Below are 23626 nucleotides of genomic sequence, written 5' to 3'. Positions count from 1 at the left end.
CACGCCCGCACGTGTCCGACGATGACGCACGTCCGCGGCCGCAGATTTTCGCGTCCGAGCCTTGCGCATCGCGGGCGGATTGCGCATATAGATGTGAACAAAAAGAGAACGGAAGAGCGTCCCCGATAAAAGCTGTGGACGACGCGACCTCACCCTGACGGACCGAGCGCCCCATGCGAACCGCCGACAAGCAGATCGCCGACATCCTCGTCCGCTACGGCGAGCCCTTCGGGGGCAACGTCTGGCGCGTCCAGGGAACCGCCGTCATCTATCACAAGACCCTGGAGCGCATCGCCGCCCAGGCCGGCATCGTGTTCGGGCCGCCGACCGTCATCCGGGCCGAGCGCGACGAGGCCGTGATCCTGGTGACCGGCCGGCTGCCCGGCGCGAAGCCCGGGACCGAGCGGGTCGAGTGGTCCATGGGCGAGGCGCTGGTCAACGTGAACTACCGCGTCTCGGGCAAGCAGGCGGCCTACGTCTACGCCATGGCCGAGAAGCGCGGGAAGGACCGCGTCATCCTCAAGCTCATCGAGCTGCACGGCCTCGTCTACTCCGAGGAGGAGGCCGACGAGTTCCGGGCCCATCAGGTCCCGGTCCGGGCCGTCGACGAGGATTTCGAGGAGGCGCCCGCCTTCGACGAGGTGACCGAGGCCGAGGGCGACCTCAAGCGCCGCATCGACGAGGCCGAGACCATCAACGCCGTCACCGACCTGATGCTGGACGGCGCCACCCAGGCCGTCCTGGCGACGATGCCGCTCGGCACCCGCGACGAGGTGCGCGACTACGCCAAGGCCCGCCTCGTGGCGCTGGGCTGGCCGAAGCGCGCCGGACGCCGCAGCGCCGCCTGATCCCGCTTCCACCCCCACCGAAGGAGACCGCCATGCATCGCGCGACGAGCCGCCGCACCATGAAGGCCCGCCGGGATTCCCACCACGGCTGGAGCATCGAGACGCTGTCGTACAGCCCGACGCGGATCGTCCGCCTCGGCGCCGAGAAGGTCGCGATCCTGTTCCCCCCGGTCGAGCCCGGCGCGGCCTGGCAGCTCTACCCGCATCCCGACACGTTCCCGGGCCTGAACTTCGAGGGCCTGCCCGAGCCGCTGCGCCCGGAATTTCTCGCCTTCCCGGACCTTCCGGAGGTCGAGCGGTTCCTCGGCATCCGCGACGCCGAGCCCGCCGCCCTCGCGGCGTGACGCGGGCGATCAGGGCGCCGGCCGCGGTGCGCCGCGATGGAGCGCCTCGGCCTCGTCGGTGAAGGTGCCGTCGGGGCTGTGCAGGACGAGGGGCGGCAGCAGGCTAAGCAAGGCGCGGCTGCCGCGGGTCGCCGCGATCAGCACGCGGATCGCGGGCACGTCGCCGCGGGGATGGACCGGGCGGATCGCCAGCCCGCCGTAGCGGCCCCGGAGCGCGTCGAGGCAGGCCGGGAGGGCGTCCGCCCGGTGGATGAGGCCCAGGCGCCCGCCGGGCCGCAGGATCGCCGTGCAGGCGCGGATCCAGGCGTCGAGATCGCCGCCCGCGAAGGTGTGGGCGGCGGCGCGGCCCGGATGCGGCGAGGCGCGGTGATCGCCGGCCGCGAAGAACGGCGGGTTGGTGAGCACGACGTCGAAACTGTCCGGCAGCAGACCGGCGGCGCGGCGTTCCGCCGCGGGGGCCAGCACGTCGGCGACCACGATCCGCGCGTCGATGCCGTTGAGGGCCGCGTTGGCGCGGGACAGATCGGCGAGTGCCGGGTCGCGCTCGACCAGGGTCGGCCGGAGCCCCGGCGCCAGGGCCGCGCAGGCGAGGCCGACGGCGCCGGTCCCGGCGCCGACGTCGCAGAGCCGGTCCCCGGCCCGCGGCGCGAGCAGCCGGGCGAGCAGCACCGCGTCGGTCCCGGCGCGGTGCGCGCCCCGCAGCGGCTGGTGCAGGCGCAGGCGGCCGCCGAGGAAGGGATCGGCGCCGCTGTCGGCCTCGGCGGTCACGGCTGGCGCAGCTCGTGGGCGATGCCGGCATCGGTCAGCAGGCGGCGGGCCCGGGCCTCGTGGTCGCGCGGCACGGGGAGGCGCTGACCGAAGACGCCGATCGACCCCTCCATCAGGCTCATGTGACTGTCGGCCACGAGGACCGGGATCTCGGCCGCCTCGAGGACCGAGCGGGCGAACCCGATCAGCACGACGTCGTTGGCCCGGATCAGCTCGATCATCGCGGCGCGGCTCCGGAACGGGCGGGGATCGGCGGTTTCGTCGCGTGAGATCCGCGCTGGTGACACCCCATATCCGGCCGGCGACGATGTTGCGGCGCCGCGGGGCGCGTGCGAAGGGATCGCCCGCCCCCTGCGGGGCGACCGGTCTGGAGGTCACGGATCTTGGGTATGGCCCTCTCCATCGAGAATCCGAAGCCCGAGGCGGAGGCGGGGCTCAACGACCTCGTCGCGCTGGTGGCCGACGGCATGGCGCGGGTCAACACCACGATCCTGTCGCGGACGGGATCGGACGTGGCGATGATCCCCGAGGTCGCCAACCACCTGATCGCCTCCGGCGGCAAGCGCCTGCGCCCGATCCTGACGCTGGCCTGCGCCCGGCTCTGCGGCTACGCGGGCGCCGCCGACGGCGACGTGAAGCTCGCCGCCAGCGTCGAGTTCATGCACACCGCCACGCTCCTCCACGACGACGTGGTCGACGAGAGCGACATGCGGCGCGGCCGCGTCGCCGCCCGGATCAAGTGGGGCAACGAGGCCTCCGTGCTGGTCGGCGACTTCCTGCTCGGCCAGGCCTTCCGGATGATGGTGGAGGTCGGCTCGCTCAAGGCGCTCGACATCCTCTCGGCCGCCGCCACGGTGATCGCCGAGGGCGAGGTGATGCAGCTCACCAACGCCAAGAACCTGGAGACCGACGAGGCCGCCTACCTCGCGGTGATCCGCGGCAAGACCGCCGAGCTGTTCGCCGCCGCCTGCGAGGTCGGGCCGGTGCTCGCCGGCCGGCCCGAGGCCGAGCAGGCGGCCGCCCGGTCCTACGGGATGAATCTCGGCATCGCCTTCCAGCTGATCGACGACGTGCTCGACTACGGCGGCACCTCCGCGGAGCTCGGCAAGAACGTCGGCGACGATTTCCGCGAGGGCAAGATCACCCTGCCGATCGTGCTGGCCTATCGCCGGGCCAGCGAGGGCGAGCGCGGCTTCTGGCGGCGCACCCTGCAGCAGGGCGAGATCGGCGAGACCGACCTGGAGACCGCCCTCGACCTCCTGCAGCGCCACGGCGCCCTGGAGGAGACCGTGGCCCGCGCCCACCATTACGGCGCCGAGGCCCGGGCCGCCCTCGACATCTTCCCGGACGGGCCCGTCAAGGCGGCGCTCCTCGGGGCCGTCGAGTTCTGCGTGGCGCGGGCGCGCTGAGGGCGGGCGCCCTCGGCTCCCGCGTCGACGGCCATCGACCTCCGCCAGCTTGACGGCGCGCGTCGGCCTCACCGCGTCACGGGCCCGAGGGCCTCGGTGAGGGCGGGGGCGAGGTCGCGCAGCTCCGCGAGATGCGCGTCCGTGAGGGTCCGCAGCAGGGCCTCGGCGCGCGGCGTCAGCGACAGCTCGCTGCGACGCCTGTCCTCGACGGCGCGGGTCTTGGTCAGCAGGCCGGCCTCGACCATGCGGGACACCAGCTCGGCCGCGCTGTGGGGGGCGATGAGCAGCTGCTCGGCCAGCAGGCCGACCGTGGCGGGCGCGCGCCCGACGTGGCCCGCGAGCGTCAGCAGCGCCTGATGCTGCTGCGGCGGCAGCCCCGCCCGGGCCGCGGCGGCCTCGCTGAACGCCAGGAAGCGGCGGAGACGGAATCGGAAATCCGCCAGCGCCGCGTACTGCTCCCGCGACAGTGCCGCCGTTCCGGGGGCATCGGCCTCCATGATCGCCTCCGTGGTGAATCGTCCGAGCCGCCGATGCTGCGTCGTATCGGCAGTCCTGTCCCGGCTGCAACGGTCGAGTCATTGTCGAATATATCGGATCACGACATAAGTGCCGCCGCGACGAAAGGAGGCCCTGATGATCGGCGGGACTGGGAGCGGGAGCGGGGACGGCAGGCCGTCGCGGCGGGCGCTGGGAGATTTCAGCGCGGACCGGCGGGTCCTGACGCTGGCCGGCATGGCGGTCGTCACCGGGACCGCCGCCAGCGGCACCGCCTGGATCCTGCTCACGCTGATCGGCCTCGTGACCAACCTCGCTTGGTACGGCCGGCTCGACGCCGACCTGACCTCCCTGGCAGGCGCGGCGCCAGGGCCCTGGATGGTGGCGATCCCGGTGATCGGGGCGCTGATCGTCGGCGCCATGGCGCGCTACGGCTCGGAGAAGATCCGCGGCCACGGGATCCCGGAGGCGATGGAGGCGATCCTGATCGGCAGCAGCCGGATGTCGCCCAAGGTCGCCGTGCTCAAGCCGCTCTCCTCGGCGGTGGCGATCGGCACCGGCGGCCCGTTCGGCGCCGAGGGGCCGATCATCGTGACGGGCGGCGCGGTCGGCTCGCTCTTCGCCCAGTTTTTCCATCTCAGCGCCGCCGAGCGGAAGACCCTGCTGGTGGCGGGCGCGGCGGCCGGCATGACCGCCATCTTCGGGACGCCCGTGGCGGCCGTGCTGCTCGCCGTGGAGGTCCTGCTGTTCGAGTGGCGGCCGCGCAGCCTCGTCCCGGTGACCGTCGGGGCGGTCACCGCGGCCTGCTGGCGGCCGGCCCTGTTCGGCGCCGGCCCGCTCTTCCCCTTCGCCGACAATCCGGCCCTGCCCTGGTGGGGGCTGCCCGCCTGCGCGCTGCTCGGGGTCGCCTGCGGCCTGATGTCGGGGGCGCTGACCCGGGCGCTCTACGCGCTGGAGGACGGTTTCGGGCGGCTTCCCCTCCACTGGATGTGGTGGCCCGCCCTCGGCGCCGTCGTGGTCGGGCTGGGCGGCCTCGTGGAGCCCCGGGCGCTCGGCGTCGGCTACGACGTCATCCACGACCTGCTATCCGGCCACATGCTGGCGAGCGCCGTCGTGCTGATCCTCGTGGTGAAGGCGGTGATCTGGCTCGCCGCCCTGTCGTCGGGCACGTCCGGAGGCGTGCTCGCGCCGCTGCTGATCCTCGGCGGCGCCGTCGGCTGGCTGATCGGCCTCCTCTTGCCGGGCGCCCACGGCTTCTGGGCGCTCATCGGCATGGCGGCGATGCTTGGCGGCACCCTGCCGGCGCCGCTGACCGGCGTCGTCTTCGCCGTCGAGGTGACCGGCGACGTCGCCGCCCTGGCGCCGCTGCTCGCCGCCACCATGGCGGCCTACGCGGTGACCGTGCTCCTCCTCAAGCGCTCGATCCTGACCGAGAAGATCGCCCGGCGCGGGCAGCACGTGACCCGGGAATACGGGATCGATCCCTACGAACTCGCCCGGGTCGAGGCGGTGATGACCCGCACGGTCGAGACCCTCGACGCGGACCTGCCCCTGGCCGACGCCCTCGCGGCGATCGAGACCGGTGCCCACCACGCCTATCCGGTGGTCGACGGCGCGGGCCGGCCCGTGGGCCTCGTCTCGCGCAGCGACGCCCTGCGCTGGACCCTGGAGGAGCGCGACGGCGGGGACGAGGCGGGCACCCTCGGCGAGCGCGTCTCGGACGCCGATCTCGCCGTCGTCCATCCGGGCGACGTGGTCTCGCACGCCCTCGACGTGATGCTGTCGGCCGGGCAGGGGCGCCTGCCGGTCACCGATCCGCGCACCGGCGGCCTCGTCGGGCTCCTGACCCGAAAGGACCTGCTCCAGGTGCGCGCCACCGTAGTTCGGGCCGAAGCCGAGCGTCGCGCGTTCTACCGGAAGGGGCGGGGTGAGCGGCGCGCGCGGATGGAAGCATGACCCTGGACCTGCACCGTCCCGGCCGGACCACCCGCCTCGATCGGCTCGCGCCGGGCAGCGTCTACCTGATCGCCGGCCGGGACGGGCCGGATCTCGCCCTCGTCGTGCAGCGTGAGGGACGTCGGGAGGCCCTGCTGCTGAACCGCCGTCACGCGGTCGATGGCCACCTGCGGGTCGCGTCCGAGATCGCTCCCGAGGCCGACGTGCTGGCGCTGCCGGGGGCCGTCCTGGCGCCGAGCGGCGCCCTCGCGGACGTCGCCTACGGCGTCACCGCCGCTCCGGCCGCGCTCCACCTCGGCGACGGCCGGGCGTATCTGCGCGGACGCATCTCGGACGGCCGACTCGCGACCTTCGATGTCGGGACCGGTCGGGCCAGCGCGATCGATCCCGGCGACCTGCCGCGGGCACGCGGCTGGCGCGTGATGGTGCCCGAGGGCCGCGGCGTCGTGACGGTGTACGAGGCGGAGCCCGGCTGAACGCCGCCCGCGGGCCGGGTCAGCGCAGGAAGGTCGGCGCCACCCACCATCCCGGATGGGCGGCGCGCAGGGCGGCGGCGGCCCGGACGGCCGCGCGCCGGTCGGCGAACAGCGCGAAAACGGTCGCGCCGGAGCCCGACATCCGCGCGAGGCGGCAGCCCTGGGCGCGGAGGGCCGCCAGCGCGTCGCCGATCACCGGCGCCACGGTCAGGGCCGGCGCCTCCAGATCGTTGCGGGCCCCGGCCAGGGCCCGGAGCAGCGGGTCGCTCGCCATGGCCCGCGGGATCGTCGGGTGCGGCGCGCCCGCGAGATCCTGGCCGACGCTCAGGTCCAGCGCCTTGAAGACCGGGGCGGTGGGCACCGGAACGCCGGGATTGATCAGCACCGCGGGCAGCGGTGCGAGGCCGAGGACCGGCCCGATCGCCTCGCCCGCGCCGCGCATCATCCGGGCCCGCGGGTCGAGGCAGACCGGCACGTCGGCGCCGGTCTCCCGCGCCACCGCGCCGACGGCCTCGTGGTCGAGGGGCAGCCCGTTGAGGCGCGCCAGCAGGCGCAGGGCCGCGGCGGCGTCGGAGGAGCCGCCGCCGATCCCCGCCGCGACCGGCAGGCGCTTCACCAAGTGGAAGGCGCCCACGCGCAGGTTCGGCACCCGCGCGGCGAGCCCCCGGGCGGCCCGGAGGACGAGGTTGTCGTCCGTCGGGCCGGCGGGGTCGGCGGTGGGGCCGCTGACGGTCAGGCTGAGCGGTGCCGCGGGATCCAGCGTCAGGCGGTCGGCCGTGCCCGCGAAGGCGACGAGGCTCTCGAGCACGTGGTAGCCGTCACCGACGCGGCGGCCGAGGACGTGGAGCGTCAGGTTGACCTTGGCGGGGGCGCGATCGGCGAGCAGGGTCACGGAGTCTCGGTCGGGTCGTGGCGATGTGTCCCGAGGCTCTACAGGCTCGCGGCCCGGAACAACAGCTCAGCTGCCGCCCCCGCCGAACACCCGGTGCGGCCGGTCGGGCCGGGCGTCGTTCGGGCGGATCACGGTCAGATCCTCGGCGAGGTCGACCAGCCCGTCGCGTCCCGCGAGGCTCGACAGGGCGCCGGAGCGTTGGAGCCCCAGGATGCGGTGGTCCGCCAGGGGGCACGCCGCCGCCGATCCGCGCGGACCGCGACGCGCCGGCCTGCGGCCTGGGCGCCGCGCGATGGAGTCCGGGCCGTGGTGCCGGCGGATCCGACCCTCTAGGCTGTCGCGCATCATGGCGTTCACCGAATCCGTCGCCGCGGCGCTCCCGTGCCAGCGCCATCTCTTCGAGATGCCCGCCGACGTCAGCTACCTCGACGCCGCCGCCTGGTCGCCGCTGCCGCGGGCCGTGCGCGCGGCGGGCGAGGCGGGGATCCTGGTCAAGAGCCGTCCCTGGGACCATCCCCGCACGGCGGTCCCGCCCTGGGCCGAGCGGGCGCGCGCTGCGGCCGCCCGGCTGATCGGCGCCGGCGCGGACGAGATCGCGATCGTCGGCGCGGTCAGCCACGCCATGGCGGTGGCCGCCCGCAACCTGACCCTGAGGCCGGGCGGGCGCCTGCTCCGCGTGGCCGACGAGTTTCCGTCCCTGCGCTTCGCCTTCGATCGGCTGGCCGACCGGCAAGGTCTGGTGGTGGAGGAGGTGCCGCGCCCCCCGGACGGCGGCTGGACCGCGGCGGTCGCGGCCGCGATCGACCGGCCGGGCGCCCCGCCGCTCGCCCTCGCCACCCTGACCCCGCTGCACTGGACCGACGGCAGCCTGATCGACCTCGACCGGCTCGCTCCCGCGGTCCACGCCGCCGGCGCGGCCCTGGTGATCGACGCCACGCAGGCCGTGGGCGCCGTGCCGGTCGACGTCGCCCGGTGGCGCCCGGACTTCCTGGCCTTCCCGACCTACAAGTGGGCTCTCGGACCGTACGGTCTCGCCTTCCTGTACGCAGCGCCGCACCGGCAGGACGGGGCGGCCATCGAGGAGCATATCGGGAACCGCCCGCCGGCCGCCGGTGCCCGCCGCTACGACCGGGGCGAGCTCAACGATCCGGTCGCGCTGTTCATGGCCGTGACCGGGCTGGAGCAGATCGCCGAATGGGGCGTGCCCGCCGTCGCTGCCCGGCTGCGCGGGCTGACGGACCGCTTGGCGGACGGGGCCGCCGGGCTCGGCCTGGCGCCGTTGCCGGCTTCCCTGCGGGCGCCGCACATCCTCGGTCTGCGGCCGCCCGCGGGTCTGCCGACGGGCCTCGTCGATCGCCTGCAGCGGGACCGGGTCTACGTGAGCGAGCGCTCCGGCGCGCTGCGCATCAGCCCGCACGTCTGGGCGGACGAGGACGATCTCGCGCGCTGCCTTGCCGCACTGTCCGGGGCCTTCCGGGGGATCACCTGAGACGGTCCGGAAACGGACGCTCCGGCATGAGCGCCGGGCCGGGAGAGAGTCGCGAGACGATTGCGTGCCGCCGACCGCTTCCCGGCGCCGGCGCCCGGCCCGCGCGCCCACACGGAGACCGTCCACCCCCACATGACCGATTCGATGCCGCGTCCCGGTGATCGGCTCCGGCTCCCGGGCGCCGGCCGCCTCCGCCTGCCCGGACCGATGCGTGCCGTCCTCTCGGGGCGGTTCGCCGTGATCCTGTCGGGCGAGCTGACCCAGAGCCTGTTCCACTTCCTCCTCAACATCCTGCTGGTGCGCGCGCTCGGCGCGCACGATTACGGCCTGTTCGCCATCGTCTTCGCGGTCGGAGCGGTCGGCATCACCTACATCCGGGCCCTGGTGGCGGTCCCGGCGACGATCCACGTCGCCCGGAGCCTGGGGCGTCCGGCGGCGCTCGGCTACGACGTGATGTTCGGCTCGGGCGCGGTGCTGGTCTCCGGCCTCATGGCGGCCGCCGTCGGCCTCGTGCTGATCCCGGTGATCGGCCTCGGCGCACTCGCGGCCGGGGCCTTCGTGGGCCTCTACGCCTTCCGCAGCTACCTGCGGATCGTGCTCCTCGCCCGCGGCCGGCCCCGGATCGCCGGCCTGAGCGACCTGGTCTACGCACTCTGCGGCGGTCTCCTCGTCGCGCGCTGGCTGAACGGGGAGGGCACAGCCCTTCTCGATCGGGCCTTCGCGGCGATCGCGCTCGCGCACGCGGTCGCGATCGCGGTGGCCTACGCGGCGCTGCGCGAGCGGATCCGCTTCTCGCTGCACGCGCGGGCGCGCGCCCGCTACCGGGCCATCTGGCGGACCCTCGCGTGGTCGCTCGCCGGCGTCACCAGCCTGACGGTCCAGGGTCAGGGGCTGACCCTGCTGCTGGCGCTCCTGGCCGGGCCCGCCGCCTACGCGCCGATCGCCGCCACGATCGTGCTCTACGCGCCGCTGCGCATCCCCGCGAGCGCGCTGCTGAACATGATCCTGCCCGAGATCAGCCGGTTGCTCGCGGCCGGGCAGGTCGACGCCGCCCGCCGGCTCGTCGTCCGCAACGGAATCCTGCTCGGCAGCACCTGTCTCGCCTACGGGGCGGTGATGGCGGCCGCCTTGCCGCTGGTCGAGGACATCCTGTTCAAGGGCCGGTTCGCCGCGCAGCCGATGGGCTGGATCGGGCTCGGTGTCTGGGCGGTGGTGACCGTGTCGCTGCTCTACGCGATCCCGCGGGCCTATCTCGAGGCCTCGGCGGCGTTCCGGACCATCACGGCGGGCGCGGTGGCGAGCGCCGCCCTCGGGATGGCCGTGATGGTGCCGGCGCTGCTGCTGCTGCCGCCCGCCACCGCGCTCGCCGGCCTGCTGGCCTCCGAGGTTGCGACGCTGGTCTGGTCGGTCTCGGCCTTCCGGACCCTGGCGCGGCGCCCGGGGCCGGCGCGGCCCCTCGGTGCCCCGTGACGGGCCCGCCGCTCAGCGCAGCGCGAGCAGGGCCGGCGCCAGTCTCCGCAGCGCCGGCGTCCGGCTGTAGACCCAGAGCGGATTGTGCTGGACCACGTCGGTGCACAGGCCGCGCTTGAACTCGAAGACGGGCCGGTTCGCCGCCGGATCGATGCCGCCGAAATCGAAGACCCGGCAGCCCTCTTCCTTCGCTCGCTCCACGAAGCGCCAGACCGCGAGGGTCGCGGCGCCCGTCGCGCGGGCCCGCTCGTTCGAGGCCGTGTAGAAATCCGTGCAGCGGCTGTCCGACAGGTGCGCGATCCGCACGAGGACGCGCCGTCCGTTCTCGCGGACGTCGAGGAACAGCAGGTGCTCGTCCTCGGCCGCGATGTCGCGGTAGGCCTGCGGCTGCAGCGTCGTGGCGAAGCCCTTGCGCTCGCGCAGGGCCGCGAACATCGCGGTGAAGTCGTCGAAGGCTTCGAGGCGCTCGGCCCTGTCCTCGAGGAAATGCGTCGTCACCTCGGCGTTCCGCTCGGCCTTGCGCAGGGCCTTGCGCCAGCGCGGCTCCATGCCGGCCTGGATGGCGTCGAGATCCTGGGTCAGGTCGAGCTCGAGGGTGTGGTCGGGCGCGCCGATCACCGGGGCGAAGCCGTGCATCAGCAGCGCCAGCGTCGCGTCGCGGGTCTCGAACTGCTCGTAGTCGACGGCGAGGACGTCGAGCCGGCCGAGCGCGAGGTGGTCGATGAACGCGGCGAACACCGCCTCCGCGCGGTGCGCGCCCGCGGCGGTCAGCAGCGGGCCGCCCTGGACGTGGATGAACCGCGCCGGCCCCTTCCGGCGCGTCTGCCACTGGACGAAGGCGAGGTCCGCGCCGTCGCCGGACACGACCGCCCGCCGCACCTCCAGGCCGCGCCGCGCCTTGTAGGTGCCCCAGGGGCTGCCGCAATAGATGTTGGCGCCCGGGCAGGCCCAGACCCGCCGGTCCCAGTCCAGGGCATCCGCGGTCTCCTGAACCGCGAGCTTGGCCGCCATGTCGCTCCTCGTCCTCGCGCCCCGTCCCGGCCGGGCAGGGTTTCCCGCGCCGCACGCCTCATCGGTCAGGCGCCACCGCAATGCATCCTCGCGCGGCCGATCGTCCACAGGGTGACGGTGGCCGCGCGGGTCGGTTTCCGCTGCGTCGCGAGCGGGGCTCCGGTACCCGGGCGGCCGGGGCCGGTGAGGGGACGAGCCCGGGCCGGTCGTTGCGCGGCGCCGGCAGCAGGGCCGGCCGCGGCGCTTGGCCACGGACCGCGGGCGAGCAGGAGGTCGTCCCGGTAACCCCGAGGGCGCCCGCGCTCAGGGCGGACGCCTGTTCCGGACCGACGCCGGTCCTGCGGGGACGCGCGGGGATCCTAGGCGGCCGGTCGCGCCGGCGCGTCCGCGGCGCGGGACGGATCCGTCGCCGTCGGGCGGCGCAGCGTCGTCCGGACCATGGCCTCGATGCCCTCCGCCGCCGAGGCCTCCGAGAACAGGCTCAGGTAGCGCGCCCGGGCCGCCCGGCCGAAGTCGCGCCAGCGCGCCGGGTCGGCGACCAGATCCGCCAGCACGGCGGCGATCGGCTCCGGGCCGCCCGGCGGGACGATCCAGCCGGTCTTCCCGTCCTCCACCACCTCGGGCAGGCCACCGATCGCCGTGACGAGCGGCGGCACGCCGTAGGACATCGCCTCGATTGCCACGCGGCCGAGGGATTCGGGCCGCTGCGACGGCATCGTGACCACGTCGGCCCAGCGGTAGAGGGCGGCGGGATCGGCCACGAACGGCTCGAGCGTGACCTGCGCGGCGAGCCCCGCCTCGGCGATCCGCCCGACCAGGGCCCGCTCGCGGGCCTCGTCCTCGAAGGCGCTGCCGACGATGCGCAGCGCGATCCGCCGACGCACGGGCTCCGGCAGGGAGGCCAGCGCCTCCACGAGGACGTCCTGGCCCTTGATCCGGCTGATCCGGCCGAGCATCAGCACGCGGAGCGGGCGGGAGTCGTCGTAGGCGCTCCGATTCGGCTCGGCGGGACCCGCGATCCCGTTGTAGACGACCCGGGCAATCGCCCCGCGGGGCAGGGCGTAGGCCCGCTCTGTGGCGCGCGAGTTGAACACCACGTTGGCGCCGCTCCAGCGGATCAGCCCGCGCAGGACCTTCAGCACGGCGCCTTCGGGGATCTCGTGGACGTGGACGATGCTCCGGCCGGGGACCAGCCGGGCGGCCAGCAGGTAGTCGGCCACCACGGTGGTGTTGATGTAGACGAGGTCGCTCGCGCGGATGCGGCGCCACGCACGGATCATCGCGATGGGCAGAGCCATCAGACCCAGGGTTACGAGGCGCGCCAGGTTCTTGCGTCGCAGGATCCAGAGCGGGGCGATCACGATCTCGCTGGCGAAGGGCTCCAGCGCGGCCACGATCGGCCCGCGTCGCGGCAGCACCACGTCGATCCGCGCACCCGGATGGGCGGCCCGGATCGTGCGGACGGTCTCGATGAAGCAGCGATCCGAGCCGTACAGCTCGAATCCCTGGTGGACGCACGTGATCCGAAGCTCCGCCGCGGCGTTGGCGACGGCCCGCAGCGCGGGGGCGGCAGCACGATCGCTGTCGCGCGCCGCCCTCAGTCCGAAATTATCTACCATAAGATGATTTCTGTATTGAATAAACAACTAGCAGTTGTAGAAGCCGGTCGTCGGGATTGTATCCTTCGGATCTACAATAGGGCCGACACATTGGAAAGGAAGTTTCATGCCTGACCGCGCACCGAAACTACTTATTCTCGGCACGCGCGGTATCCCGGCCGCCCACGGTGGTTTCGAGACTTTCGCGGAACGTCTCGCGCTCTACTTGGTCGAACGCGGCTGGCAGGTCGGCGTGTACTGCCAGAGGGATGTCGAGACGGTGCGGGAGCGCATCGCGTGCAGCACCTGGAACGGCGTCGAGCTGATCACCGTGGAGATCGGCCTGCGCGGTCCCGTCGCGACGCTCGCCTTCGACGCCATCTGCGCCCACGACGCCGCGACCCGCGGCGGCGTCTGCCTCGTGCTCGGCTACAACGGCGCCGCGTTCCTGCCCTACCTGCGGGCGCGGGGCGGGCGTATCCTGACCAACATGGACGGGATCGAGTGGCGCCGTCCGAAATGGTCGCTGCCCGTGCGCGCCTTCTTCTACGTCAGCGAGTGGATCGCCGCGTGGTCCTCGCAGCGGCTGGTGGCCGACCATCCCGTCATCGCCGACCACCTCGCCCGTCGCAGGCCGCGCGGCGCCATCGCGACCATCCCGTACGGCGGCGATCCCCCGGCGGCCGATGTCGGGCCGCCGCCCCTCGGCCTCGAGCCCGACCGCTACCTCGTCTCGATCGCCCGCATCGAGCCGGACAACAACATCCTGACGCTCGTCGAGGCCTTCTCGCGCCGTGCCCGCGGCGTGCGGCTGGTGGTGCTCGGCACGCTGCGGGTCGGCAACCCGTACCATCGCGCCGTGGAGGCGGCCGCCTCGCCGGAGGTGCTGTTCCCCGGGGCCATCTACGAGCCCGAGCAGGTCCAGGCCCTGCGGGTCCACGCGCGGGCCTACCTCCACGGCCACACCGTCGGCGGCACCAACCCGTCGCTGGTCGAGGCGCTCTGGGCGGGCAACGCCGTGGTCGCCCACGACAATCCGTTCAACCGGGGCACGGCTGGCGACGGTCAGTTCTACTTCTCGGATCCGGACAGCTGTGCCGCGGCGATCGAGCGTGTGCTCTCCGACGGGGCCGCGGTCGCGGCGGCCCGCGCGGCGGCGCGGGCGCGCGCCGAGCAGTTCCGCTGGGATGCCGTGCTGGCCTCGTACGAAGATGCGCTGCGCCGTGTCGGCGGCTACCCGCCGGCCCCGGACCGCGCGGCGCGCGCCACCGCGGCCGAGCCCGTCGCCGCTCCGGCCGGTCCGAGATGGTAGGCCCCAGCCGGCGGTCGGTGCTCGCCGGCGCCCTCGCGGCGGGTGCGGGTGTCCGGCCCGTCCAGGGTAGTCCCGCGCCGGTCGCCCTGCGCCGGGGCATCGCCCTCTGGCCCTGGTTCTCGCTGACCACCGAGTACCCGCCCCCGCGGACCGACTACGCGTGGCCGCCCTTCCAGGCCGGCCGGCCGGTGCCGACCCGCGACGACCTCGCCCGGATCGCCGGGTTCGGCTTCGACTTCGTGCGCCTGCCCCTCGATCCCGGGCCGTTCGTGGCCTTCACGGGGCCGCGGCGCGCCGAACTCCTCGGCATTTTGTCGGAGGCCGTCGACGCGGCGCTGGCGGCCGGGCTGCGCGTCCTGGTCAATGTCCAGGCGAACGCCGCGACCCACCACTACACGCCCGACGCGTTCTACGGCTCGGACCGGGCGCCGCTCTTCGCGGCCTATCGCGACCTCGTCGGAGACCTCGCGCGCCTGTGCGCACGGAAGGGCACGGACCGCGTGGCCCTGGAGCCGGTGAACGAGCCGCCGCAGGCCTGCGGCGCCGGCGCCTGGAACCGGGTGCAGGACGGGCTCCTGGCCGCGGCCCGCGCGGCCGCGCCGGCGCTCACCCTGGTGGCGACCGGCTCCTGCGGCAGCCTCGTCGCCGGCCTGACGGCTCTGGATCCGGCCGCGCTCGCGCGGTTCGCGCCGCTCCTCTACACCTTCCATTTCTACGAGCCGTACCTGTTCTCGCACCAGGGGGCGACCTGGCTCACCGAGGAGCCGTTCTACCGCTGGCTCACCGCCGTGCCCTGGCCCGGGAGCCGCGGCACGCTGCGCGAGACCCTCGCGGCGGTGCGGGCGCGCATGGAGACGGACCGCACGGTGCCGCAGGCCGAGAAGGCGCGCGACCGCGCGGTGATCGAGGCGAAACTGCACGCGTATTTCGAGGCCGCGCCCGGCCCGGCCTACATCGCCGACGCGATGGCGCCGGTCGCGACCTGGGCGGACCTCTACGGGATCCCGCGCGGGCAGGTGCTGATGGGCGAGTTCGGCGCCCTGCGCACCGACGCCCGTTTCACGGCGTCCCGGGCGCCGGACCGGGCCGCCTACATCCGGGACGTCCGGCTGGCGGCGGAGGCGAACGGGTTCGCGTGGTCGTTCTGGAACCTGTTCGACGGCCTCGGCCTCATGGACGACGCGCACGTCGCCGATCCCGCCCTGATCGCGGCGCTCGGGCTGCGGGCCCGGCCCTGAGGCGGTCCCCGACCGATCCGCGGCTCGGGCCCTCTCAGCCGCGGCGCGGAAGGGGCGGGAACAGGACGATCAGCATCAGGGCGAACTTGGCGAGCAGGGTCGTCTTGCCGGCGAGTCCCTCAAACGTGTTCACGAGGATCACGAAGGCCAGGATCGGGAGCCAGACGCCGCGCCGGCAATCCCGCGCGATCTCCGCGAGGTAGAGCCCCACCGCGATCACCAGCACCCCCGTGACCAGGATGCCGTGGTAGAGCACGGCCGAGATGATCGAGTTCTCGATGCCCCATTCCAGGCCGTAGATCCGGCGCAGCGTGTTCACCTGCAGGAAGTCGGGGGCGAGCAGGAGCTGCCGGAACGGGATCGCGTCGAACACCGTGAGCATGTCGACCCGGGCCTGCGCGCTGCCGCCGTCCGAGACGAACCGGTCCAGCAGGGTGTCGAAGAACCCGGCCGAGGCGAGGACCGCGACCAGCACGGGCAGCAGCGTCAGGGCGAAGCACGCGCAGGCCGCCGCCGCCAGCGGGACGCGGCCGGTGCGCAGGGTGCGGTTCAGGGACACGAGCCCGACAGCGCCGCCGAGGATCAGCGTCGTGACGGTGGCCGAGCGGCCCCCGAACGTGACCAGGGCGACGAGCTGGAGGACGATCATGGCGGCGCGCGGCATCGGCGCCAGGCGGCCGCCGCCCTTGGCCAGCGCCAGGATGTAGCACGCCGTCATGGTCGCGTTGGCCAGCGGGTGGCCCTGGAGGGCCGCCGAGCGGGTGTCGGACTCGAACGCCACGCCGTCGAACCGGTAGGGGAAGAAGCGCTGGCCGCTCGCGAGCTCGAACAGGCCGAGCAGGGCGTTGGCGAGCATCACGAGGTGGAAGATCGTCTCCAGCCGCCCGAGCGTTTCGGCGTCCCTGTCCATCAGGAGGATCGGGGCGAGGCCGGCGAGCACGAAGGTGTCGATGGAGCCGGCGAGGCCCGCGCCGCCCCGGGCCGCGATCAGCGCGAGGAGCAGCACGCCGCAGGCGGCCAGGAGCACGCTGGCCGGCCGCCGGTTCAGCGCCCCGGCCACCGGGATCACCGGATTGCCCGCGCGCATCAGGGTCCAGCCGATCAGGACGACCGCCAGGTAGGTGGCGGGGTGGATCTTCGAGGCGGCCGAGCCGGTGATCCCCTCGTAATTGAGGCCGAGCACCCACAGGAGGCCGCCCGAGACCCCGACGAGGAGCAGGGCCCAGACCGACAGGGCCACCGATTCCGCCCGCAGCAGGGCGCGCAAAACCGGGCCCGTGCGCGCCGCCGGATCGTGGCGGCGCGCGAAGCCGGTCTGCCGGAGGGTCCTCACGCCTTGCGCCGGGTCAGGAGCAGGGAGCCGGAGATCGGCCGGCCCAGCGCCTCCGACGTGTCGACGAGGTCGATCAGGTCGCGCTGGCGCGTCGCGCCGTTGCAGGCGACGAGGAGCAGCCGGTCGGCGGCCGCCGCCAGGGGACCGAGCCGCAGGTTCTCGGTCAGCACGCCGCCGTCGACGAGCACGAGGTCGAAGCGTCCCTTCACGCCCGCGATGAAGCGCTCGACATTGGCGGGGGTCAGGGCATCGCGCAGGGGCTTCTCGGTGTCGCCGAGCCCGACCCGGCGGGCGCCGGAGGCCGGGTCCGTCCGGGTCACGGCGTTGAGGCTCTGCTCGCCGCGGAGCACGTCGAGGAGGCCGCCGGTGCCGGAGCCGTCCGCCCGCAGGTCGGCGTCGACGCGCAGGACGCGGTCACCGCGCGCGACGGCGACCGCGGCGAGCAGCCCGATCACCGCCTGGCGCTCGGCCTCGTCGGATTCGCCCGAGGTGACGAGCAGCGCCAGCGCGTGGCCGCTCGCGCCGGAGGTCGCGGCCAGGTGGTCGAGGGTGAGGCTCGCGGCGCTCGCGCTCGCGCCCCGCGGCCGCAGGCCGGGCAGCACGGCCACCACCGGGGCGTTCGACAGCCGCTCCAGCTGCCGCGGTGAGAGCACGGTCGGCGCCAGATATTCCCGCGTCAGCGCGAGGCCGGCGCCGAGGCCGAGGCCGCCCGCGAGGGCGGCGGCGACCAGGATCAGCCGCGGCGGCCAGCTCGGATCCTGCGGCGGTCGCGCCGCGGTGATGATCCGGGCGTTCGAGCTGTCGATGCTGGTCTGCTCCTTGATCTCCCGGGCGCGCACCAGGAAGGCGTTGTAGACCGAGCGCGCAGCGTCGACCTCGCGCTCGAGCTCGCGCTGCTGCACCGACGACTGGGCGTTCACTGCCGACTGCCGCTGCAGGCGCTCCAGCTCCGCCGCGAGGGTCCGCTCGTTGGCCTGGGCGCGCTGGGCCTCGGTCTCCGCGGCGCCCGCGATGCGGTTCAGCTCGGCGTCGATCAGCCGGCGGACGTCCTGCATCTGGGCGCGCACCGCGGCGATGAACGGGTGGCGCTCGCCGAGATTGGTGCGCAGGTCCGCCTCCTTGGCGGCGAGCTCCGCGTACTGCCCGCGCAGGCGCTCGATCACCGAGGACTGGACCGCCTCCGGCATCGCTCCGGACCCGATCGCCTGCCCGCGCGCCTCCCGGATCCCCTGGAGCCGCGCCCTGGCGTCGGCGGTCCGCGCACGCGCGGCGACCAGCCGCGCGTTCAGGTCGGTGAGCTGCTGCTCGTTCACGAGCCGGCCGCTCGACGCGATCAGGCCGTTGCGCGCCTTGTAATCCTCGAGCTTCTTGTCGGCGACGTTGACCGCGTTGCGCAGCTCGTCGAGGCGGCCGCGCAGCTCGCCCGCGGCGCGCTTGGCGGCGTCCGAGCGGGCGTCGGTCTGGTCCGTCAGGTAGGCGCTCGCGATGGCGTTGACGATCCGCGCCGAGAGGTCGGGATCCGTCGTGGTGACCACGAGATCGATGACGAAGACCTTGTCGGCGCGCTTGACCGCGAGCCGCCGCCGCAGCTGGTCCAGCGCCCGGCCGCGGGCGTCGACCGGCCGCTCCGCCCTCGGCCCGGCCACCAGCGCGCGGAGCTCGCCGAGGACCCGCGTGACGACGCCGTCCTGCGGCGCGCCGAAGCCCGGCGCGGTCGCGAGCCCGACCTGATCGACCGCCCGGCCCAGCACGGCGTCCGACTCGATCACCTTCACCTGGCTCTCGACCTGCGCGATGCCGCCGTCCGGCGACAGCCCGGCGGGGTTGACGTCGTTCGAGACGACCTGGCGGTCGCGGGGATCGATCAGGATCTGCGCCGTGGCGGTGTAGAGGGAGGGCGTGATCAGCGCGTAGGCGAGGGCGAGCAGGCCGAGGAGCAGCGCCGTCCCGAGGACCAGCCGCTTGCGCCGCCACAGGATCCGCCACAGGTCGCCCAGCTCGGCGGTGGTGTCGGGGCGGTTCGGGCCCGGACGCTCGGGATGGGCCGGCTGCACGGGGGTGAGCCACGTCGCGACAGCGATGTTATGGTCGATCTGTGCCACGATCGGTCACCGTCGTCTCAAACCTGGTCGGTCCCTCGCGGGTGCCTTCCCCACTGCAAGAGTCGCGCAGCCTCCTGACAATGGATCGGGACCGCGATCCGCGCCCGAGCGGCCCGGATGACTGGGAGCGTGGTAAATCAAATCCGCGCGGCGCGCTCCCGCGCCCGCCTCGTTCATCGCGGTCCCGGTGTTGCTGCAGCGTGTCGGCAGCGCGGACGCGGCGTCGCATCGCGGCGGGCCGCCGAGGGCGCGATCGGATGTCCCGCACGCCGCGCTGCCGCAGCGCCCGCCGACCCAGACCCATGCGTTCAGACATCGGCGTGGATAACGCCTTCGGGCTGCTCTATTCCCCGATCGGATAAATTGTATTGGCTCTTCCAAGACGCAACAATCGCTTCAAGCTGCGATCTGTACTCTGATTCAGGTGCTCTGCCATGGAAGCGATCGGCGTCGAGGACCGGGGCGGCGGCCGGCGCGACGCCAGCGCCCGCCTGCGTCGGATCGCGGCCGCGACCGGCGTCCCGCTCGCCGCGTTCTTCGGGGCGCCGGCGCCGCGCCCGCTGGCCGAGCTCAGCGAGCTGATCGGCCTGTGGCAGTCGATCGCCGACCAGGAGGGCCGCAACGCGATCCTGGCGGTGGCCCGGGCGCGGGCCGCCGGGACGAAGGACGGGCCGGGCGGGCCGGCCTGACGGATCGGCCCGCGGATTTTGCGGTGCCCGGCCCTGGCGGGAACGCGCCGGGACCGCTACATGATGGGAGCGGGGCTGCAGAGTTCGTCAGGAGCACTATCCCCGGGGCCTTATCGACTCCCTCGGGAGCTGTCCCTGGCCTCGTCCCTGGACTTGGCCAACACGGCGCCCACCTACGCTGTAGGTTTCCCGGGATCGATCCTCCAACGGCTCACGTGGCTCCGCACCCGACCTCTCCCAGAACCGGCACCGAGGCTCCGGACGCCGCCCGCAAGGCGGAACTCCGCGCCGCGGCCCTCGCCGCCCGCGACGCCCTCGATCCCGCGGCCCGGCAGGCGGCCTCGACGGCGATCGGGACCGCGCTCCTCGCGCTGCCCGAGCTCGCCCAGGCCCGTCTCGTGGGCGCCTTCTGGCCGATCCGCAGCGAGGTCGATCCCCGGCCCGCCGCCGAGGGCCTGCGCGCCCGCGGGCAGGCCGTGGCCCTGCCGCACGTCACGCCGGACGGCCTGGTGTTCCGGGAATGGCGCGCCGGCGACGCCCTCGTCGCCGGCCGGTTCGGCCTCAGCGAGCCCGACCCGTCGCTGCCGCCGGTGGAGCCCGACGCGCTGATCGTGCCGCTCGCGGCCTTCGACCGGACCGGGCAGCGCATCGGGTACGGCCGCGGCTACTACGACGGTGCGATCGCGCGCCTGTCCCGGACGAACCCCGTCCTGACCGTCGGCATCGGCTTCGCCGCCCAGGAGGTGGAGCGGGTGCCGGCCGAGCCGCACGACCGCCCCCTCCAGTACGTGATCACCGAAGCCGGCGTGATCCGCTGCGACAGGACCGCCTGACCCATGCGCCTGCTCTTCCTCGGCGACGTCGTCGGGCGTTCGGGCCGCACCGTGGTGTGCGAGCACCTGCCGCGGCTCCGGGAGCGCTGGCGCCTCGACTGCGTGGTGGTCAACGGCGAGAACGCGGCCGGCGGCTTCGGCATCTCCGAGACGATCTGCGACGAGTTGATCCAGGCGGGCGCCGACGCGGTCACCCTCGGCAACCACAGTTTCGACCAGCGCGAGGCGATGGTGTTCATCGCCCGCCAGCCGCGCCTGGTGCGGCCGGCGAACTATCCGCCCGGCACCCCGGGCCGCGGCGCCACGGTCGTGGAGACCCAGGGCGGCGCCCGCGTCCTCGTGGTCAACGTGATGGGCCGGGTCTTCCTCGACGCGATGGACGACCCCTTCGCGGCGGTGGAGCGCGAGCTCACCGCCTGCCCCCTCGGCGCGGCGGCGGACGCGGTGATCGTCGACGTCCACGCCGAGGCGACGAGCGAGAAGCAGGCCTTCGGCCACTACCTCGACGGCCGGGCGAGCCTCGTCGTCGGGACGCACACGCACACGCCCACGGCGGATCACCGGATCCTGCCCGGCGGCACGGCCTACATGTCGGATGCGGGCATGTGCGGCGATTACGATTCGGTGATCGGCATGCAGAAGGACGAGCCGATCCGCCGCATGATCCAGAAGACGCCCGGCTCCCGCTGGGAGGTCGCCGTCGGCGAGGGCACCCTGTGCGGCATCGCGGTGGAGACGGACGCGCGCGGCCTCGCCACGCGGGTCGCGGCCCTCCGCCTGGGGCCGAATCTCGAGGAGACCGCGCCGCAGTTCTGGGATTAGCGCCCTGTCCGGCCCGGTGGATGCCGGTTTGGCGTAAGGCGGTCGCAGGCCGCTAAGCCTTTTGTGCGGGACTGGTCTCGATCGGCCTGGGCATAGCTCCGCGATGACCTTCCCGAGACTTGATCGCGTGCGGGCCTACCCCCACAGTGCCCCCCGAGGGGCGCCGATGGCCGGCTGCCGCGTGGTGAGATCAGGCTAGAACGATCGATGGCCGCCCGAGAAACCGGCGACGACAAGAATGGGCCGCTGGCACAGCCCGGGATCTATCTCGGGCGGATGGTCATCTTCCTGATCCTTGTAGGCTTCCTGGCCTTCATTCTGTTCCGGCAGATCACACCGGCCTTCCTGGCCAATCCCGGGCTCAACGGGCTCATCCTCGGTGTGCTGCTGATCGCCGTCCTGATCGCCTTCGGGCAGGTCGTCCGGCTGTTCCGCGAGACCGCCTACGTCAACGCCGTCGCGGGCGGCGCGCAGGTGAAGAAGCCGCCCGCCCTGCTGGCGCCGATGGCGCCGATGATCGCCGCGCGGGCCGGCGGAGCCACCCTGCCGGGGACGACCGGCTACCTCGACACGATCGCGGTGCGCCTCGACGAGGGCCGCGAGATCCTGCGCTACATCTCCGGCATCCTGATCCTGCTCGGCCTGCTCGGCACGTTCTGGGGCCTCATCGACACGCTGTCGGCGGTCGGCGGCGTCATCAAGGGCATGCGCGGCGGCGGCGATGCCGGCGTGATGTTCGACGAGCTGAAATCGGGCCTCGCGGTGCCGCTCTCCGGCATCGGTCTGGCCTTCTCGGCCTCGCTGTTCGGCCTCGCCTCGTCGCTGATCACCGGCTTCCTGGAACTGCAGGCGGGCCAGGCCCATGCCCGGTTCCACAACGAGTTGCAGGACTGGTTGATGTCCGGCGCGGCAGCTCCGGAGACGGCGCCGGTCGCGGCGGCGGCGACCGCGGCGCGGCCGGCCGCCGGCACGCAGGAGCTGAAGGAGGCGGTCGACCGCCTGAGCGCCCTGGTGGCCGAGGGTGGCGGCAGCCGCGCGGCGACCCAGGCGATGACCAACCTCGCCGAGGGCATCCAGGGGCTCGTCCAGCACATGCGCGCGGAGCAGCAGATGATCCGCGACTGGGTCGAGGCGCAGGCGAGCCGCGAGCGCGAGCTGAAGCAGGTGCTGGACCGGCTGGGCCGGGAGCGCGTCTAGTGGCCTCCACGGCGACCCGGACCCGGCGGACGCTCAACGTCTGGCCCGGCTACGTCGACGCGCTGGCCACGCTGCTGCTGTCGGTGGTCTTCCTGCTCACGGTCTTCGTGGTCGGGCAGTTCTTCCTGTCGCAGGAGCTGACCGGACGGGACGAGACCCTGGCCAGGCTCAACCGCCAGATCGCCGATCTCACCGACCTCCTCGCCCTGGAGCGGACGAACCGCCGCAACCAGGAAGAGGAGGCCCGCAATCTTCGCATGACGCTCGCCGGCGTCGAGGCCGAGCGCGACCGGGCCAAGGTGCAGGCCGAGGCCGCGACGGTCAGCCAGGGCGCGGCGGGCACCCTCGACATGCAGCTGGAGACCGAGCGCGGCGCGACCCGGCGGGCGCAGTCCCAGATCGACCTGCTCAACGAGCAGATCAGCGCCATGCGCCGCCAGCTCGCCGCCCTGGAGGACGCCCTCGCGGCCTCCGAGAGCCGCGACAAGGAATCCCAGGCCCGGATCGCCGAGCTGGGCAGCCGGCTGAACGTCGCCCTCGCGCAGAAGGTCCAGGAGTTGGCCCGCTACCGGTCCGACTTCTTCGGCCGCCTGCGGCAGATCCTCGGCAACCGGCCCGACATCCGCGTGGTCGGCGACCGCTTCGTGCTGCAATCCGAGGTGCTGTTCCCGGCCGGCTCCGCGACCCTCAAGCCCGAGGCCGGGCCGGAGCTCGACCGCATCGCCGGCGCGGTCTCGGAGCTCGCCAAGCAGATCCCGGCGGATCTGCCCTGGGTGCTGCGCGTCGACGGACACACCGACGCGCGCCCGATCAGCACGTCGCAGTTCCCGTCGAACTGGTCGCTCTCGGCGGCGCGCGCCATCGCGGTGGTGCAGTTCCTCGCCGGCAAGGGGATCCCGCCGCAGCACCTCCTGGCGGGCGCCTTCGGCGAGTTCCAGCCCCTGGAAGCCGGGGCGACCGAGGAAGCCTACGCCCGCAACCGCCGGATCGAGATGAAGCTCACCGAGCGCTAGAGCGGTTTCGGTTTAATCGGGGTCGTATCCTGCCGCGACGAAGAAGTTTGCGGCCTCGTCGGGCGTAACGGCATCGACGAGCCGCCCGATTGTGGTCCAGAGCCCTTCGCGCGTGCGCGCCGCGGCCTTGCGCAGCCCCGCCTTCAACTTCGAGAACGCCATCTCGATCGGATTGAAGTCCGGCGAGTAGGGCGGGAGGAACAGGAGCCGCGCGCCCGCCGCCTCGATCGCCGCGCGCACGGCCGGGCCTTTGTGGCTGCCGAGATTGTCCATGATCACGATGTCCCCGGGTGCGAGTTCGGGCACCAGGACCTGATCGACGTAGACTTGG

At 73.7% G+C, this 23626-nt stretch carries 24 protein-coding genes and 1 other RNA gene; 15 read left to right on the top strand and 10 right to left on the bottom strand.

Going from position 1 to position 23626, the window contains the following annotated elements; genetic code table 11:
- Positions 1–173: 173 nt before the first annotated feature.
- Positions 174–848, top strand: coding sequence for a hypothetical protein (locus tag C4T42_RS26005; protein WP_020090706.1), 675 nt, complete (start codon positions 174–176; stop codon positions 846–848).
- Positions 849–880: 32 nt separating this feature from the next.
- The gene (locus C4T42_RS26000) at positions 881–1192 is read left to right on the top strand and encodes a hypothetical protein (protein ID WP_020090705.1); all 312 of its coding nucleotides are present in this window, start codon (positions 881–883) and stop codon (positions 1190–1192) included.
- Positions 1193–1201: 9 nt separating this feature from the next.
- Here the strand turns inward: C4T42_RS26000 and C4T42_RS25995 are convergent, their stop codons facing one another.
- Both C4T42_RS25995 and C4T42_RS25990 read right to left on the bottom strand, forming a co-directional pair.
- The gene (locus tag C4T42_RS25995) at positions 1202–1960 is read right to left on the bottom strand and encodes a methyltransferase (RefSeq protein ID WP_103986126.1); all 759 of its coding nucleotides are present in this window, start codon (positions 1958–1960) and stop codon (positions 1202–1204) included.
- Positions 1957–2181 (bottom strand): DUF2007 domain-containing protein, encoded by a 225-nt coding sequence (locus C4T42_RS25990; RefSeq protein ID WP_103986125.1) that lies wholly within the window; start codon positions 2179–2181, stop codon positions 1957–1959. Before C4T42_RS25990 ends, C4T42_RS25995 begins: the two co-directional genes overlap by 4 nt.
- A gap of 168 nt (positions 2182–2349) precedes the next feature.
- Here C4T42_RS25990 and C4T42_RS25985 point away from each other — a divergent pair, with 168 nt between their 5' ends.
- Positions 2350–3369: a polyprenyl synthetase family protein gene (locus tag C4T42_RS25985; protein ID WP_091679233.1), complete on the top strand. Its 1020-nt coding sequence runs from the start codon at positions 2350–2352 to the stop codon at positions 3367–3369.
- A gap of 68 nt (positions 3370–3437) precedes the next feature.
- On the opposite strand, the gene C4T42_RS25980 is transcribed toward C4T42_RS25985, so the two are convergent.
- Positions 3438–3866 carry a helix-turn-helix domain-containing protein gene (locus C4T42_RS25980; RefSeq protein WP_020090701.1) on the bottom strand — a complete coding sequence of 143 codons (429 nt, stop codon included), beginning with the start codon at positions 3864–3866 and terminating at the stop codon, positions 3438–3440.
- A 136-nt stretch (positions 3867–4002) separates the two neighbouring features.
- Between C4T42_RS25980 and C4T42_RS25975 the strand changes: the two genes are divergently transcribed.
- Positions 4003–5820: a chloride channel protein gene (locus tag C4T42_RS25975; RefSeq protein ID WP_103986124.1), complete on the top strand. Its 1818-nt coding sequence runs from the start codon at positions 4003–4005 to the stop codon at positions 5818–5820.
- Positions 5817–6296 (top strand): hypothetical protein, encoded by a 480-nt coding sequence (locus tag C4T42_RS25970; protein ID WP_103986123.1) that lies wholly within the window; start codon positions 5817–5819, stop codon positions 6294–6296. The genes C4T42_RS25975 and C4T42_RS25970 overlap by 4 nt, the downstream gene beginning before the upstream one ends.
- Before the next feature lie 19 nt (positions 6297–6315).
- Here the strand turns inward: C4T42_RS25970 and C4T42_RS25965 are convergent, their stop codons facing one another.
- The gene (locus C4T42_RS25965) at positions 6316–7188 is read right to left on the bottom strand and encodes a 4-(cytidine 5'-diphospho)-2-C-methyl-D-erythritol kinase (RefSeq protein WP_103986122.1); all 873 of its coding nucleotides are present in this window, start codon (positions 7186–7188) and stop codon (positions 6316–6318) included.
- A gap of 66 nt (positions 7189–7254) precedes the next feature.
- Positions 7255–7536 carry a hypothetical protein gene (locus tag C4T42_RS25960; RefSeq protein ID WP_103986121.1) on the bottom strand — a complete coding sequence of 94 codons (282 nt, stop codon included), beginning with the start codon at positions 7534–7536 and terminating at the stop codon, positions 7255–7257.
- On the opposite strand from C4T42_RS25960, the gene C4T42_RS25955 reads away from it, so the two are divergent.
- Together C4T42_RS25955 and C4T42_RS25950 are read left to right on the top strand one after the other, a co-directional pair.
- The gene (locus C4T42_RS25955; RefSeq protein WP_103986120.1) at positions 7535–8677 is read left to right on the top strand and encodes an aminotransferase class V-fold PLP-dependent enzyme; all 1143 of its coding nucleotides are present in this window, start codon (positions 7535–7537) and stop codon (positions 8675–8677) included. The two genes, C4T42_RS25960 and C4T42_RS25955, sit on opposite strands and share 2 nt — an antisense overlap.
- Positions 8678–8809: 132 nt before the next feature.
- Positions 8810–10147: a hypothetical protein gene (locus C4T42_RS25950; RefSeq protein ID WP_244603281.1), complete on the top strand. Its 1338-nt coding sequence runs from the start codon at positions 8810–8812 to the stop codon at positions 10145–10147.
- 12 nt (positions 10148–10159) lie between these two features.
- Here C4T42_RS25950 and C4T42_RS25945 read toward each other — a convergent pair whose 3' ends face one another.
- Both C4T42_RS25945 and C4T42_RS25940 read right to left on the bottom strand, forming a co-directional pair.
- Positions 10160–11158, bottom strand: coding sequence for a GNAT family N-acetyltransferase (locus C4T42_RS25945; protein ID WP_020090695.1), 999 nt, complete (start codon positions 11156–11158; stop codon positions 10160–10162).
- 359 nt (positions 11159–11517) lie between these two features.
- On the bottom strand, positions 11518–12777 hold the full coding sequence (locus C4T42_RS25940; RefSeq protein ID WP_103986119.1) for a glycosyltransferase family 4 protein: 1260 nt from the start codon (positions 12775–12777) through the stop codon (positions 11518–11520).
- 106 nt (positions 12778–12883) lie between these two features.
- Between C4T42_RS25940 and C4T42_RS25935 the strand changes: the two genes are divergently transcribed.
- Both C4T42_RS25935 and C4T42_RS25930 read left to right on the top strand, forming a co-directional pair.
- On the top strand, positions 12884–14068 hold the full coding sequence (locus C4T42_RS25935) for a DUF1972 domain-containing protein (protein WP_103986118.1): 1185 nt from the start codon (positions 12884–12886) through the stop codon (positions 14066–14068).
- Complete coding sequence (locus C4T42_RS25930; RefSeq protein ID WP_103986117.1) at positions 14062–15306, top strand: cellulase family glycosylhydrolase; 1245 nt, start codon at positions 14062–14064, stop codon at positions 15304–15306. The genes C4T42_RS25935 and C4T42_RS25930 overlap by 7 nt, the downstream gene beginning before the upstream one ends.
- A gap of 34 nt (positions 15307–15340) precedes the next feature.
- Here the strand turns inward: C4T42_RS25930 and C4T42_RS25925 are convergent, their stop codons facing one another.
- Together C4T42_RS25925 and C4T42_RS25920 are read right to left on the bottom strand one after the other, a co-directional pair.
- Complete coding sequence (locus tag C4T42_RS25925) at positions 15341–16639, bottom strand: VpsF family polysaccharide biosynthesis protein (RefSeq protein WP_103986116.1); 1299 nt, start codon at positions 16637–16639, stop codon at positions 15341–15343.
- Positions 16636–18741: an exopolysaccharide transport family protein gene (locus C4T42_RS25920; RefSeq protein WP_103986115.1), complete on the bottom strand. Its 2106-nt coding sequence runs from the start codon at positions 18739–18741 to the stop codon at positions 16636–16638. Before C4T42_RS25920 ends, C4T42_RS25925 begins: the two co-directional genes overlap by 4 nt.
- A gap of 434 nt (positions 18742–19175) precedes the next feature.
- Between C4T42_RS25920 and C4T42_RS25915 the strand changes: the two genes are divergently transcribed.
- From C4T42_RS25915 to C4T42_RS25890, 6 genes are all read left to right on the top strand, one after another.
- Positions 19176–19430, top strand: coding sequence for a hypothetical protein (locus C4T42_RS25915; protein WP_020090689.1), 255 nt, complete (start codon positions 19176–19178; stop codon positions 19428–19430).
- A 69-nt stretch (positions 19431–19499) separates the two neighbouring features.
- A non-coding RNA gene (gene ssrS / locus C4T42_RS25910) (6S RNA) lies at positions 19500–19656 on the top strand.
- Entirely contained in the window at positions 19646–20263 is a 618-nt protein-coding gene (locus C4T42_RS25905; RefSeq protein ID WP_103986114.1) for a 5-formyltetrahydrofolate cyclo-ligase, read from the top strand. The genes ssrS and C4T42_RS25905 overlap by 11 nt, the downstream gene beginning before the upstream one ends.
- A gap of 3 nt (positions 20264–20266) precedes the next feature.
- Complete coding sequence (locus C4T42_RS25900; RefSeq protein ID WP_103986113.1) at positions 20267–21085, top strand: TIGR00282 family metallophosphoesterase; 819 nt, start codon at positions 20267–20269, stop codon at positions 21083–21085.
- A 207-nt stretch (positions 21086–21292) separates the two neighbouring features.
- Entirely contained in the window at positions 21293–22282 is a 990-nt protein-coding gene (locus tag C4T42_RS25895) for a MotA/TolQ/ExbB proton channel family protein (RefSeq protein WP_020090687.1), read from the top strand.
- Positions 22282–23295 (top strand): peptidoglycan -binding protein, encoded by a 1014-nt coding sequence (locus C4T42_RS25890; RefSeq protein ID WP_042674920.1) that lies wholly within the window; start codon positions 22282–22284, stop codon positions 23293–23295. Before C4T42_RS25895 ends, C4T42_RS25890 begins: the two co-directional genes overlap by 1 nt.
- Before the next feature lie 12 nt (positions 23296–23307).
- Here C4T42_RS25890 and C4T42_RS25885 read toward each other — a convergent pair.
- Positions 23308–23626 (bottom strand): transposase (locus tag C4T42_RS25885; protein ID WP_146074034.1); only part of this gene is annotated, 319 nt, incomplete at its 5' end.

This window comes from Methylobacterium sp. 190mf, assembly GCF_900107945.1.
Classification (GTDB): domain Bacteria; phylum Pseudomonadota; class Alphaproteobacteria; order Rhizobiales; family Beijerinckiaceae; genus Methylobacterium.
This window is presented reverse-complemented; position numbering and strand designations above follow the sequence as displayed.

What these genes read in the sequence shown, in the direction of transcription:
- C4T42_RS26005 (WP_020090706.1), top strand. Translation starts at nt 174, where the DNA reads ATGCGAACCGCCGACAAGCAGATCGCCGACATCCTCGTCCGCTACGGC.
- C4T42_RS26000 (WP_020090705.1), top strand. Translation starts at nt 881, where the DNA reads ATGCATCGCGCGACGAGCCGCCGCACCATGAAGGCCCGCCGGGATTCC.
- C4T42_RS25990 (WP_103986125.1), bottom strand. Translation starts at nt 2,181, where the DNA reads ATGATCGAGCTGATCCGGGCCAACGACGTCGTGCTGATCGGGTTCGCC.
- C4T42_RS25985 (WP_091679233.1), top strand. Translation starts at nt 2,350, where the DNA reads ATGGCCCTCTCCATCGAGAATCCGAAGCCCGAGGCGGAGGCGGGGCTC.
- C4T42_RS25980 (WP_020090701.1), bottom strand. Translation starts at nt 3,866, where the DNA reads ATGGAGGCCGATGCCCCCGGAACGGCGGCACTGTCGCGGGAGCAGTAC.
- C4T42_RS25975 (WP_103986124.1), top strand. Translation starts at nt 4,003, where the DNA reads ATGATCGGCGGGACTGGGAGCGGGAGCGGGGACGGCAGGCCGTCGCGG.
- C4T42_RS25970 (WP_103986123.1), top strand. Translation starts at nt 5,817, where the DNA reads ATGACCCTGGACCTGCACCGTCCCGGCCGGACCACCCGCCTCGATCGG.
- C4T42_RS25955 (WP_103986120.1), top strand. Translation starts at nt 7,535, where the DNA reads ATGGCGTTCACCGAATCCGTCGCCGCGGCGCTCCCGTGCCAGCGCCAT.
- C4T42_RS25960 (WP_103986121.1), bottom strand. Translation starts at nt 7,536, where the DNA reads ATGATGCGCGACAGCCTAGAGGGTCGGATCCGCCGGCACCACGGCCCG.
- C4T42_RS25950 (WP_244603281.1), top strand. Translation starts at nt 8,810, where the DNA reads ATGACCGATTCGATGCCGCGTCCCGGTGATCGGCTCCGGCTCCCGGGC.
- C4T42_RS25945 (WP_020090695.1), bottom strand. Translation starts at nt 11,158, where the DNA reads ATGGCGGCCAAGCTCGCGGTTCAGGAGACCGCGGATGCCCTGGACTGG.
- C4T42_RS25940 (WP_103986119.1), bottom strand. Translation starts at nt 12,777, where the DNA reads ATGGTAGATAATTTCGGACTGAGGGCGGCGCGCGACAGCGATCGTGCT.
- C4T42_RS25935 (WP_103986118.1), top strand. Translation starts at nt 12,884, where the DNA reads ATGCCTGACCGCGCACCGAAACTACTTATTCTCGGCACGCGCGGTATC.
- C4T42_RS25930 (WP_103986117.1), top strand. Translation starts at nt 14,062, where the DNA reads ATGGTAGGCCCCAGCCGGCGGTCGGTGCTCGCCGGCGCCCTCGCGGCG.
- C4T42_RS25915 (WP_020090689.1), top strand. Translation starts at nt 19,176, where the DNA reads ATGGAAGCGATCGGCGTCGAGGACCGGGGCGGCGGCCGGCGCGACGCC.
- C4T42_RS25900 (WP_103986113.1), top strand. Translation starts at nt 20,267, where the DNA reads ATGCGCCTGCTCTTCCTCGGCGACGTCGTCGGGCGTTCGGGCCGCACC.
- C4T42_RS25895 (WP_020090687.1), top strand. Translation starts at nt 21,293, where the DNA reads ATGGCCGCCCGAGAAACCGGCGACGACAAGAATGGGCCGCTGGCACAG.